This window comes from Pedobacter changchengzhani, assembly GCF_004354365.1.
Taxonomy (GTDB): Bacteria; Bacteroidota; Bacteroidia; order Sphingobacteriales; family Sphingobacteriaceae; genus Pedobacter; species Pedobacter changchengzhani.
Genome location: NZ_SJCY01000003.1, coordinates 311,598 through 325,067, shown reverse-complemented (window position 1 = coordinate 325,067; position 13,470 = coordinate 311,598). Strand labels below are relative to the sequence as shown.

Genomic DNA, 13,470 nt, shown 5'->3' with positions numbered 1-13,470 from the left:
GATTTTATCCGTGCTATATAAAGTTTAAATGGCGAAAGCAATGTAAAATAATAGGTTGTCTCTTTTTTTTGGAAGCCGATCAAATCATAAAAACTTAATACTTATACCTAAATCAATGCAAATTTAAATTGCTAAGAAATCATTTCATTTGGCGCACCAAAGATTTCTACTCTTGAAGAGCCAATAGGAAAATAAGACATCGGCAGAAAATTCATACAATTACTTACTGTTCAAAAGCGATGCAGACCAAATATATAGCAACAAAAAAAGGAATAGCATCACGCTACTCCTTTAAATCGAAAATGCTGCAGAAAATTTAAAAGTTATAGCGAAAAGTTACGCCAAACGTTCTAGGATCGCCGAGTACGCCTGCATATAAACCCGAGTTACCTGCAGCGGCTTGCAATTGCTCAAAATATTTTGCGTTCCCTAAATTTCTGCTCCAAATAAACAGCGAAAATTTGTCTGATTTAAATCCAAACCTTGCATTTAAAAGCGAATAACCGTTAATTTTTAGCACATTAGAAGGCGTAGGGTTAGAAGAATATGTAGAGCGGTAACTCACATCGCTTGCTAAAAAATATCTACCTTCTTTTGTACTTAATTTTCCTTTAATGCTATATTCTGCGCCACCCGAAAAATTCCACTTAGAAATGCCCGGCAAAGCACCACCTGATGCATCTTTAAAAGCAATTTGAGTGGAAACGCCGTTAATAATTTCTGTGTGCCCAGTTTCTTCTAAGGGTAGCGGTGCATTGGTAAATTTCTCATATTTGCCATCAAGATAAGCAACGGCAGCATTTAGAGTAAACGATCGTTCGTATTGGTATGTACCATCAACTTCAAAACCTTTAACATTTACCTTTTCTGCATTGGCTAAATAACCTCGATTAACGCCCAATTGTGGCGATTGTACATTGGTTTGGTAATCGGTAATATCCGTATTAAAAATAGATAGATTAAAAATTGCGCCTTTTACGGGTTTGGTTTTTATGCCCACTTCATAGTGTTTCACATATTCTGGTTTTACCACGGCCAAACTTAAATCAGCTTCGCCGGTTGAGGTTGTTGGTAAGCCACCAACGTTAACGCCAACTGGCTTATATGCCGTAGAAAAAGTTCCGTAGGCATTAACTTTATCTGTTGGTTTATAAGCTACAGTTATATTGCCTGATAAATTATTGTTATTTACATTGGTATTAAATTGCTGATTGCTATATACTGCTTTTTTTAGCGCAATCAAATTAGCATCTGCAGTTTGTAAACCACCATAAGTTGTGCGGCTGTAATCAACATTTTTTTGATCATAAGTAAACCTAATACCCGGTAAAACATGAAAATGATCTAAAAACTCCCAATCTACCTGCGCAAAAACCGCTGCACTTAGTGATTTGATTGCAGAATTTGTCTTAATTCCATAACCATCTAACAAGCCCGGGGTTGAATACAAAGCCTGAGTACCCGTACTGCTGGTCTGAACAAATCGCCATTGATCTTTACCAACTTCTTCAGTCTGATCTAATCCTTTTAAATTTTGCGCCAAGGCAAACAGTCCAATTACGCCACTTAATTTATCATTAATATTTCCAGCGTACCTAACCTCCTGCGAATATTGGTCGTGGCGAGAATTTCCTTGAGATTTTGTGAGTGCAGAAAGTTCTGAAAAATCTCTGTCGTTTGTTGGGTCCCAATTCCAAAACCGCCATGCAGTAGTGGATGTTAATGTTCCGTTGCCGATTTTATAATCCACGTTTAACGAAAGTCCACCGATTGATTGATTGTGTTTCCAAGGTGTATTGGTGTTGATTTCTCTAGAAAAAGGATCAACTTTTGGTTGGCTGTAACCTAAATCAGTAAGAATTTGTGCGTATTGTCTATATGCACTTCTTTCTGTTGTGGCTACTCCTGCAATTACCAGTGGGTAGCCCGACGGATGTTGAACACTCACATCACTACTCAGCAATAGCGATATTTTATCTGATGGCGTATAATAAAGTTGCCCTTTAAAGCCTAAATTATTTTGACCGCTGTAATTGCGCTCTTCTTTTGTGTTGTAAATTGTACCATCGCGTTGCGTACCAGAAATGGATAACCTTGCTGCTAAATTCTTCGCTAGGCCACCCGTTATAGAAGTTTTTGCTTGAATAAAATTGTAATTACCAAAACCAAGTTCAACTTTACCACTAGGCACTAGACTAGGTTTTTTTGTAGTGATATTAAAAGCGCCAGCAGTGGTGTTTTTACCAAATAAAGTACCTTGCGGACCTCTAATAACTTCAATTTGATCAATATCGATGAAATCCGTTGAGGTTGCGGCGGGTCTTGCTTGATACACACCATCGACATAAAAACCGACACCAGGATCAATACCATCATTTGTTAAACCAAAAGTTGAACCCAGACCTCTGATGTTCAAAGTAGTATTTCGAGCATTTGACGCATATAATTGTACGGATGGAACCAATTCTTTTAGTCGGTTAACGTTAAAAGCACCTGCATTTTCTGCTGCCTGACCACCAATTACGGTAATTGGAATTGGTACATCTTGCAAAACCTCAGACCGTCTTCTGGAAGTTACCACAATTTGGTCCAGTTGATCATTTTCAATCAAACCAAAATCTAGAGGTGCTTCTTGAAATTTTAAAATCTGAAAATCTTGCGGTTTAAAACCAACTGAACTTATTTGGAGATAAAACGGAGGTTCTTGATTCACATTTATACTAAATTGTCCATTGTCATCGGCGCTTACAGACTTAAGCGTGCCTCTAATTTTAATCGTAGCACGCGCAACCGGTGTGCCGTCGCTACGCTTTATCGTTCCTTTTACTAAATTTTGGGTTTGTGCAAACGTAAATTTTGCAGAGATGATGATTGTTAAGATGATAAGTAATTTTTTTTTCATTTTTTTTAATTTTCTTTCTGCTTAATTGTAAACTAGTCTTGATTTTCTGTAATTTATTTTTACGATTTCAAATAGATTTTAATAATTTTTAACGCTTTATGAATGCTTTAAAACTGATTTACAAACACTTATTAAATCATTCTATAGCCTACTTTTTATTAAGTATATAATATCTATCGATTTAGTAGGCAAATATATTAAAAAAAAGTATTTACGGAATTTTATTTCGTTATTTTAAGTTAAATTGTGAAGTTGGGACGGAATAAAAAATAAAATAGAAGGGAGATTTAAGGAAAAAATATAGACTGAATTTTTTGATGTTTCTCCTCACTGAAAATTCATTCGCCGGCATAGTGTAGTTAGGAAAAAACAATTTTAGCTTGCGTTGCCGTCATAGCGAATGTCCCAAAGGGATGCGCCTAAGTTGCCGTCATATCGAGTGAGCGTAGCGACGAGATATCTCTAAGTTTTTGTGCACAGCTTTAGTTTAGCTACTGCAAATATATTAACAGACTTCTCTTCATGAATAATTCGTTCGCCTGCCTGCCGTAGTTGGGAAGTGACGACACAGTGAGAAACTTGTAGTATTTATTCATCCGATAACTTTCGAACAAAAAGGGCTATCGATGTCGACAGCCCTTAAATATATTATTGCTTAAATAGATTTCTCCTCGTGAAGACCTCGTTCGAAAGGACGACACAGTGAAAAAATTTCTCCTTATGGGAAATTCATTCGCCTGCATGGTGCAGTTTGAAAAGACCGTTTTAGCTTAGTTTGCCGTCATATCGAGTGAGCGTAGCGACGAGATATCTCTAAGTTTTTGTGCACAGCTTTAGTTTAGCTACTGCAAATAAACTAACAGACTTCTTCTCATGAATAATTCGTTCGCCTGCCTGCCGTAGTTGGGAAGTGACGACACAGTGAGAAACTTGTAGTATTTATTCATCCGATAACTTTCGAAAAAAAGGGCTATCGATGTCGACAGCCCTTAAATATATTATTGCTTAAATAGATTTCTCCTCGTGAAGAACTCGTTCGAAAGGACGACACGGTGAGAAAATTGCAGCATTTATTCATCCGATAACTTTCGAAAAAAAGGGCTATCGATATCGACAGGCCTTAAATATTTTATTGCTTCAATAGATTTCTCCTCGTGAAGAACTCGCTCGAAAGGACGACACAGTGGAAAACCCTCAGTCTCAACCTCAACCTCATCCTCAACCCCTATCTCGTATAATTCGGTGCTTCTTTAGTTATTGTAATATCATGTGGATGACTTTCGCGCATACCTGCGGTAGTAATTTGAACGAACTGTGCATTTTGTAAAGCCTCAATATTCGCTGCGCCACAATAGCCCATGCTTGCACGCAAACCACCGATATATTGATACATCACTTCTGCCAATGTACCTTTATAAGGCACACGCCCTACAATTCCTTCTGGCACTAATTTTTTAATATCATCCTCAACATCTTGGAAATAACGATCTTTAGATCCTTGCTCCATTGCTTCGATTGAACCCATTCCTCGGTAAGACTTAAATTTTCTTCCTTCGTAGATAATGGTTTCACCTGGAGATTCTTCAACACCCGCAAATAATGAACCTGCCATTACTGTGCTTGCTCCAGATGCGATTGCCTTCGCAATATCGCCAGTGTGTTTAATACCACCATCGGCAATTACCGGAACACCTGTACCTTGTAAAGCCTTTGCGCATTCGTAAACCGCATATAATTGAGGAACACCTACACCGGCAATAATTCTTGTGGTACAAATAGAACCCGGACCGATACCAACTTTAACAGCATCGGCACCAGCATCAGCTAAAAATTTCGCCGCTGCACCTGTTGCTATATTCCCTACAATAACTTGTAAATCAGGATATTTTGCTTTTACTTCCTTTAATTTATCGACAACATTTTTTGTGTGACCATGTGCCGTATCAATTGTAATTACATCAACACCTGCGTGAACCAAAGCATCCACCCGTTGCAAAGTATCGGCAGTTACGCCAACCGCAGCGCCAACACGTAAACGACCACGTTCATCTTTACAAGCTTTAGGATAGGTTTTTACATTTGAAATATCTCTAAACGTAATTAAACCACTCAAATAACCATCTTTATTTACGACTGGAAGTTTTTCTATTTTATGATTTTGAAGAATTTCTTCTGCTTGAACAAGTGTCGTGCCTTCTGGCGCCGTGATTAAATTATCTTTAGTCATGATGTCGGCAATCGGTGTAGCCATATTCTTTTGAAAGCGCAAATCGCGATTGGTGATGATACCAACTAGTTTATTATCATTGCTAACTACCGGAATACCGCCAATTTTATGCTCCTTCATAATCTTGAAAGCATCGGCAACAACGGCGGTTTCTAATAAAGTTACCGGATCTTGGATCATTCCACTTTCAGAACGTTTAACCTTTCTAACTTCTTCCGCTTGTCTGGCAATCGTCATGTTTTTATGCAACATACCAATACCACCGTTTTGGGCAATTGCAATGGCTAGTTCCGCCTCAGTAACGGTATCCATCGCTGCAGAAATTAATGGAACGTTAAGCTTTATTTTTTTCGTTAAAAAGGTAGTTGTATTTACATCACGCGGTAAAACCTCAGAATATGCGGGTACTAAAAGTACATCATCATACGTTAAACCAGTTGCGATAAATTTTTGGGGGTCGAGTTGCATACAAATAAATTATGGGGGCTTATTTGCGAGGCAAAGATAATAAATATCGTGATATAATAAAGAAATATTTGAAATTGTACTGATTAATATGCTAAACTTAATTTATTTCTATCATTTTATAACGCTATAGTTGTTGTGCGCTTTTATTATATTTTGCGCTTAAAAATTCACCATTATTAGATGTGATTATTTATCATTGTAAAACAATAAACTAAAACTAAAAATGATAACTGAAAATCAATATTTCGACGGAAACGTAAAATCTTTAGGATACGAAACAGCAGAAGGCAAATCGACCGTTGGCGTAATAAATCCAGGCGAATATGAGTTTGGAACTGCAAATAAAGAAATTATGCACGTTGTAGAAGGCGAATTAATTGCACTGTTACCAAACCAAACCGAGTGGAAATCTTTTAAATCAGGCACTTCGTTTGAAGTTGAGGCAAATTCATCTTTCAAAGTAAGAGCAGAAGTGCAGACAGCTTATTTATGTCAATATAGATAGATATATTTCGGTTTTACCACAGCGCACACAGAGAAAGATTAACCACTAGATTACCAAAGAAAAACGTAAAATATTTTCTGACACGTACGTCTAAAATCATGTTAGCCAAATCCAGTCGGGAAGTTGTCATTCCCTACTCGATAGGGAATCTTAAAGCAACAGGTTTTTCTTTCGCATTAGGATTCCCGCTTTTGCTTGCCTGCCGGACAGGCAAGCGGGAAAGACGATAAGTGATAAAAACAAAAAGAGGGCTTAAATTTTAAAAAATTTGAGCCCTCTCCTTTTCCAATGCAATCCTTTTACCTCTTCCCTACTACAACCTCTACAAAGTTTTCGGTACCCAAATATTTGTTCGCTAAATCCTTAATTGCGCCAGATGAAATATTTTTAACTGTCTTGATGTAAGTTTCATAATAATCATAACCCAAACCTGAAAAATGGATGTTTTTAAATTTATCAGCATGAGAAAATATGTTTTCTAAACTCCCTAACATAGAACCTAACATATAGTTGCGCACTAAATTAAGTTCATCTTCGCCAACTAAGTCAGTTTTTAATATATCAATTTCCTTATAAATTTCGGTCAATGCATCACCGCAAACTTCTGCGCCAACTTCAGTAGCAATAAAGAAATAACCTGCATTTTTTAAGGAAGCTATACCCGAGCCAATTCCATAAGTATAACCTTTTTCCTCACGGATATTAGCCATTAATCTCGATCCAAAATAACCACCAAAAACCGTATTCAAAACTTGAAAACCCGGAAAATCTACATGATTTCGATTGATGGATAGTTTACCTATCCTTATTGCAGATTGTAAAGCATCAGCTCTTTCAGCATAAATTTTCTCGTTAAAATGAGCCTGCAAAGCAAATTTATTCTCAACCGAATTTTGTTTTTCCCAGCCTTTACCAAACGTTTCGTTCAATAATTCAAAAGCTTCACTATCAAATTTACCTGCAATTACAAGCGTACAATTTGATGGATTATAAGCTTTCGCAAAATAATCTGCCAAATCAAGTCGGTTAACAGCGTCATAATCAGTTAAACTTGTATTAACGCCATAAATTGTATCTCCAAAAAGTGTGTGGCTAAACGTTTTACGCGCCACAAAATCGTTTTTCTTTAAATTAACCTGAAATTTTTGTTTTTGATTTTGCAAAAATATATCAAGTTCCTGCTGTGGAAATTGACTATCCGTAAGTACATTTTTTACAATAGGCAACACAAATGGCAAATGTTTATTTAAACTGTACAGCGTAACCGAAGATTGATCTTGAGCATAATCTGTTTGAAAAAACGCGCCATAAAAATCTATACGCTCGGCAATTTCTTTGGCAGTAAACTTTTTTGTGCCGTTGTTAATCATCGTGTTCGTAATAAGTGCCTGTAACGGCTTACTTTTATCCCAATTAACATTATCGAATATAAACTCGATTCGCACAATATCTTGATTATCAGAAAAAAGCGTATAAACAGGAATGCCGTTGTCTAAATTATTTTTTGTTGGATGAATAAAATCTATTTGACTTACCTGCTTAAAATCAGGTGCTTGGGTTCGATTAAGCATTTTGTTTTGTTAAGTAATATAAAGTAGATGAGCTTTCTTTAGTAAACATTTTTTCCGAAACTCTCTTGAGGTCATCGGCTGTTACCGCTAAATATTTTTGAGTTTCTTCGTTCATCAGCATGGCATCGCCCAACAATTCGTAATAAGCCAAATTCATAGCCTTATCCAATAAATTCATTTCAGAAAACACCATTACCGATTCTGCTTTATTTTGAATTTTAGCCAATTCGGATTCGTTAACGGCATCTTGCTTCAATTTTTCCAACTCAGCCCAAATCCCTTTTTCTGCGGTTTGTATGGTTACACCTTCTACTAATTTACCTTCGATGATGAATAAACCCGCATCTAAACTACTCGTAATGTAGGCATTAATTTCGCTAAACAACTTTTGCTCTTTTAATAAGCTATTGTGCAATCGCGAAGATTTTCCGCTTGATAAAACATCAGACAAAAGATCATAAACATGATAATCTACGCTTAATCTTTCTGGCATTTTAAAAGCAATATAAATTGCATTTAAAGGCACATCAGCGGTAATAGTTTCAAAACGGGCTTCGGTTTGGTGCTCTTCTTGAATTAAATTTCTATTGTATTTATTTCCTGCCGGGATAGGTTCAAACCATTTCTCAGCAAGTTTTTTTACGTCTTCTGTTTTTACATTTCCACCAACAACTAAAATTGCATTTTGTGGATTGTAGTGCTTTTTGAAAAAAGCTTTAACATCATCCATAGTTGCGTTTTCTATATGCGATAATTCCTTACCAATTGTTGCCCATTGGTACGAATGCTTTTTATAGGCCAACGGGCGAAGTTTTAACCATACATCGCCATAAGGCTGATTAAGATACCGTTGTTTAAATTCTTCGCTTACTACATTTCGCTGTGTATCTAAACTCTTTTCAGAGAAAGCCAAGTTTAACATTCGATCACTTTCTAACCAAAAAGCAGTTTCCAAATTTTCGGCTGGCAAAGTGATGTAATAATTGGTAATATCGTTACTGGTAAAAGCGTTGTTTTCCCCTCCAACTCTTTGCAAAGGCTCATCATAACTTGGAATATTTACCGATCCACCGAACATTAAGTGCTCAAATAAATGTGCAAAACCAGTTTTATCGGCCTCCTCATCTCTTGCACCAACATCATATAAAATATTTAAAACTGCCATTGGCGTTGTTGGATCTTCGTGAACCAAAACTTTTAATCCATTGACAAGCGTAAAGCGATTGAAATTTACCATTATTAATTTTTAGAAAGTGGCAAAGATATTATTTTCGTTGGTTTGTTTTTTGGTTTGTTAGTTGTTTAGCGTTGCAAATTGCCAAAAAGGCCATATTTTACATCCAACAAACCAAAACACCAAACAACCAACAAACCATTTCCATATCTTTGTAATATGAATACAGCGGATCTATTACAGCGAGCTTTAAATTTCGAATTTTTAAGTCAAGAAGAAGGTGTTTACCTATACCATAATGCCGATACGCCATCGCTTATGTTTGTGGCAAATGAGCTTCGAAAAATTCAAGTTCCGAGTGGTAAAGTAACTTGGCAAATAGACCGTAATGTAAACACTACAAACGTTTGTATTGCCAACTGTAAATTCTGTAATTTCTTTCGTCGCCCTGGCCACGAGGATAGTTATATCACTGATATTGAAACCTATAAAGTTAAAATTGAAGAAACTTTTCGTTTAGGTGGCGATCAATTATTGCTTCAAGGGGGGCATCATCCAGATTTAGGTTTATCATTTTATGCTGATTTATTTAGAAAACTTAAAGAACTATATCCCGATTTAAAACTACATGCTTTAGGTCCGCCAGAAATTGCACACGTTGCAAAACTAGAAGGCATAAGCCACACCGAAGTTTTAAGCGCTTTAAAAGACGCTGGAATGGATAGTTTACCCGGTGCTGGTGCCGAAATTTTGAATGATCGGGTTAGGCGTTTAATTAGCAAAGGCAAATGTGGCGGACAGGAATGGCTTGATGTAATGCGTGCTTGCCACCAATTGGACATTACCACTTCTGCAACGATGATGTTTGGCCACGTAGAAACCATTGAAGAGCGTTTTGAGCATTTAGTTTGGATTAGACAGGTACAGAGTGAAAAACCTGCTGATGCAAATGGATTTTTAGCATTTATTCCTTGGCCTTTTCAGGATGATGGAACTTTGTTAAAACGCTTACGTGGCATTAGCAATAATGTAACATCAGACGAATATATAAGAATGATTGCTTTGAGCCGTATCATGCTGCCTAATGTTAAAAACATACAAGCAAGTTGGTTAACGGTTGGTAAAGCGACCGCACAAATCTGTTTACATGCTGGAGCAAACGATTTTGGGTCAATTATGATTGAAGAAAATGTAGTGTCGGCTGCTGGTGCGCCACATCGTTTTACGGCAAATGGCATACAACAATCTATTAAAGATGCAGGTTTTGTACCTCAACTTCGTGGACAAAAATATAACTACCGAGATTTACCCGAGCATTTAGAAGAACAAGTGATTACTTACTAATTAGTTAGTGGGTGAATTAGTGACTTAGTGAATTTTTTCACTCATTCTTACCGAAAGTGAATAAAGTAAAAAACTTGCAATTTTCGATTACTAAAATTAGCTTAATTAAATAAATTTTACCAGCAACAGGTTCAAGTTTGATGTATTTACCTAACCTAATTAAACCCGGTTGTAGCGGTATCCCTGCCCGTACGCATTTTAGTTTTTTCTACTAAAAAAATTAAGCATAAAACGGGACTGCCAATAATTGAAAAGCTTAACCCTGGTTTTCAAAATTTGATGGACATTACACAAAAGTTACTAACGCTAAGTACTACATGCCTATCTGAGTTAGGAACTTTATAACAATAATAAAAATGATGAAAATTAGGCAAAAGTTACTAACGCTGAGTACTATTTGCCTATCAGCGTTAGGAACTTTGAAACAAAAATTATATTTGATGGAAATTAGCAAAAGTTACTAACGCTAATTAACACCTAGCTATCAGCGTTAGTAACTTTACAACCACAACTACCAGGCTGGAAATAGTCAAAAGTCACTAACTCTTAACTGCAACAAACCTACTAGTGTTAGTAATTTTTTATGAAAACGCTGATATTCAAAATACTGAAAATCTTGATCAAAAAAAGGGAGCAAAACCTAAGTTTTGCCCCCTACCTTAAACTAAACATTTACATGCTTAAATTTTTATTACGTTACTGGGAATTTTTTATTTGCTGTTTTGATGAACAAGTTTGCAATTTTCTTAACATCTGATCCCATCAAAGTTTCGTCGAAAGATTCAGCTGCAATTGTTTGGGTAACACCTGCAAAACCGTTTATACCAATAATTTCGATACCTGCTTGCTTAGTATTTTCCTCACCTTTATAAGAATCATTTACACCAGCGACACCAGTATCATTACCGTTAGGTGTGTAAGCAATCCAAGGTTTCAATCCACTTGCACCTACAACATTTGCCGATACCATTTGACGGATATGTGATGCGTGACGTGCCTCTACCGAGTGAACCTGTAAAGCAGTTGTCAAAACAGGCATACCTTTTAAAATTGTAGCTTGGCCTTTAAATGCTCTAACACCAGTATCTTCGAAAGCTAATGCTACCTTTAAGAAAGTGCTATAATTTGTATCAACATCACCGAATGCACCACCTGCAGTAAAATCGTAATCTGCATAAGTATAAGCTGGAGCGTCAGTTGTAGCTATTTTCAAAGCGCCTCTAAACAATGCAACGTGTGCTTTCTCATGATCGCGGATTGTTGTGATTGCATTTCTTGGTGCTCCTGTAGGAATATAAGTTGAGTTTGCAACTGATAATGCACGATCGTAAAAATTAAATTCCAAATACTCTAATGCTAAGGCAAAGTTTAATACATCAGTTACACTTGATGGATTTGTTTGTCCGTATGCTTTTTGAAACATTGAACCCATTGCTAAAGGTAAAGCAGCTAATGAGATTTTTTTGCCCATGTTAAAGAAATCTTTCATGGCATTGCGTCGTGGGCTCAGTCTTTCGTAGATTTCACCGTCAACTTTTTCTATTTCTTCTAATATATTTAAGATATTCATGATTTTTCGAGTTTTAAAGATTAAAGATTGATTACGTTGATTTTAGTTTTGATGTATTTACCAGCAATAGCTAAAACCTTATCAGGAGTTAATGCGCCATCAAGTGCATTTGCATTATCAGACCCTAAAGCACTTAGCGTACCTAAATCTGCAAATGATCCGTTAGATATTTGATCTCTAATATAAGCAGCGTGGCGAGCTTCTACAGATACAATTTTACCTGCAAGGGTTAAATAAGCATCAGTTTTAATTCTCACACCAGCACCATTGTAAGCAGCTACACCTAAATCTTCGAAGGCCATTGAAGCAGCTAAAACACTACTAGCACTTGTAAAATCGATTGAAGAAAAATCTACTTCTAAGCTTCCAATTGCAGCTGTTCCTAAAGCGTTTTTGAAAAACTCTCTGTGAGCAAGCTCATGAAATTGGATATCTTGAAAATATGCTTTTTGTTGAGTTGTAAATGCCGATGGCAATGCAGAAGCAACTTTAATATAAAATGCAGCTTCTAATTGCTCTAAAGCGTAAGCGTAGTTTAATACACCGAAATCATCTTTAAAATCTAAAGTAGCACCTCCCATAGTAGGCATACTTAGGTCTCCTCTATCTTTACTACAACCAGCAGCAAGTAAGGCTACACCTGCAGCGCTTGCTCCAGCAAATTGAAGAAATGACCTTCTTCCAAGAGTTTTATTAGCAAAGCTTGTTTCTTTCGGCTCGTCTAAATTTTGTAATTCATTGTTTTTCATTTTCTTAATGTTTAGAGGTTTTTTACTAAGTTTTGCTGATATATACGTGACAAATTTCAACTTGGTTTTTGAATATTTCATTTTTTTTAATAATGAGGATTTAATACTTTCAAAAACCTATATTTAAACCATGTTAAAAGCTATAATTGTTGATGATGAGGAATTTGCCCGTTCATCACTTTTTTTTCTGTTGCAACAAAACTGTCCTAACGTAGAAATTACTGGTATAGCACGCTCTGTTGCCGAAGCGAAGGAAATTCTCGATCACCATACCATTAATTTAATATTTTTAGATATCGCCATGCCAGGCGAAAATGGTTTCGAATTAATTGCACACGCACAATTAAATAAAGCAATGGTTATTTTTACCACCGCTTATGATCAGTATGCCCTAAAAGCCATTAAAGCAAATGCACTAGATTATTTATTAAAACCAATTGATATTGAAGAATTAGTTATTGCAGTTGATAAAGTGACTGCGTATTTTAATTTAAGAGAGACTAATGTTGAACATGACGACCGCATAAACAATTTAGCCACTACGTTGAACAGTCGTTTAGAAATTAAAAAAATAACGCTTCCTTTTGGCCAAGGGTTTAAAATTGTGGATATTGACGACATTATTCACATTGAAGCAGATAGCAATTACTCTATATTTCATTTAAATAACCACGATAAAATTGCAGTTTCGAAAGTACTGCGAGAATTTGAAGAAATTTTACCAACGGATCAGTTTTTTAGAATTCATAAATCGAGCATTATTAACTTAAATTATTTGAAAGAGTACAATTCGAAAAATGGATTATTAGCTTTACTTAAAAATGGCGAAAGCATAAATGTATCGAGAAGACGAGCAAGTGATTTTTTCGAAAAAATTAAAAGTTACACAAAAGCACATAGTGATAAATAAATTAACACCATCAGGTTTAAAATACAAAAACACATTATCTAGGGTATATC

9 protein-coding genes are annotated in these 13,470 nt (G+C 36.1%); 3 read left to right on the top strand and 6 right to left on the bottom strand.

Features of this window, described 5'->3' with window-relative positions; translation table 11 throughout:
- Window positions 1-316 precede the first annotated feature (316 nt).
- Complete coding sequence (locus EZJ43_RS06520; protein WP_133261876.1) at window positions 317-2,902, bottom strand: TonB-dependent receptor; 2,586 nt, start codon at window positions 2,900-2,902, stop codon at window positions 317-319.
- Between the two features lie 1,225 nt (window positions 2,903-4,127).
- Complete coding sequence (gene guaB / locus EZJ43_RS06515; protein ID WP_133261875.1) at window positions 4,128-5,597, bottom strand: IMP dehydrogenase; 1,470 nt, start codon at window positions 5,595-5,597, stop codon at window positions 4,128-4,130.
- A 223-nt stretch (window positions 5,598-5,820) separates the two neighbouring features.
- Here guaB and ppnP point away from each other — a divergent pair, with 223 nt between their 5' ends.
- Window positions 5,821-6,102 (top strand): pyrimidine/purine nucleoside phosphorylase, encoded by a 282-nt coding sequence (gene ppnP / locus EZJ43_RS06510; protein ID WP_133261874.1) that lies wholly within the window; start codon window positions 5,821-5,823, stop codon window positions 6,100-6,102.
- Between the two features lie 299 nt (window positions 6,103-6,401).
- Here the strand turns inward: ppnP and EZJ43_RS06505 are convergent, their stop codons facing one another.
- Complete coding sequence (locus EZJ43_RS06505) at window positions 6,402-7,673, bottom strand: M16 family metallopeptidase (RefSeq protein WP_133261873.1); 1,272 nt, start codon at window positions 7,671-7,673, stop codon at window positions 6,402-6,404.
- Entirely contained in the window at window positions 7,666-8,910 is a 1,245-nt protein-coding gene (locus EZJ43_RS06500; protein WP_133261872.1) for a M16 family metallopeptidase, read from the bottom strand. Before EZJ43_RS06500 ends, EZJ43_RS06505 begins: the two co-directional genes overlap by 8 nt.
- Window positions 8,911-9,066: 156 nt before the next feature.
- Here EZJ43_RS06500 and mqnC point away from each other — a divergent pair, with 156 nt between their 5' ends.
- Entirely contained in the window at window positions 9,067-10,191 is a 1,125-nt protein-coding gene (mqnC, locus tag EZJ43_RS06495) for a cyclic dehypoxanthinyl futalosine synthase (protein WP_133261871.1), read from the top strand.
- Between the two features lie 691 nt (window positions 10,192-10,882).
- Here the strand turns inward: mqnC and EZJ43_RS06490 are convergent.
- Together EZJ43_RS06490 and EZJ43_RS06485 are read right to left on the bottom strand one after the other, a co-directional pair.
- Entirely contained in the window at window positions 10,883-11,761 is an 879-nt protein-coding gene (locus EZJ43_RS06490) for a ferritin-like domain-containing protein (protein WP_133261870.1), read from the bottom strand.
- Window positions 11,762-11,781: 20 nt separating this feature from the next.
- Window positions 11,782-12,510: a ferritin-like domain-containing protein gene (locus tag EZJ43_RS06485; RefSeq protein ID WP_133261869.1), complete on the bottom strand. Its 729-nt coding sequence runs from the start codon at window positions 12,508-12,510 to the stop codon at window positions 11,782-11,784.
- Window positions 12,511-12,640: 130 nt separating this feature from the next.
- Here EZJ43_RS06485 and EZJ43_RS06480 point away from each other — a divergent pair, with 130 nt between their 5' ends.
- Complete coding sequence (locus tag EZJ43_RS06480; RefSeq protein ID WP_133261868.1) at window positions 12,641-13,420, top strand: LytR/AlgR family response regulator transcription factor; 780 nt, start codon at window positions 12,641-12,643, stop codon at window positions 13,418-13,420.
- The last annotated feature ends 50 nt before the right edge of the window (window positions 13,421-13,470 follow it).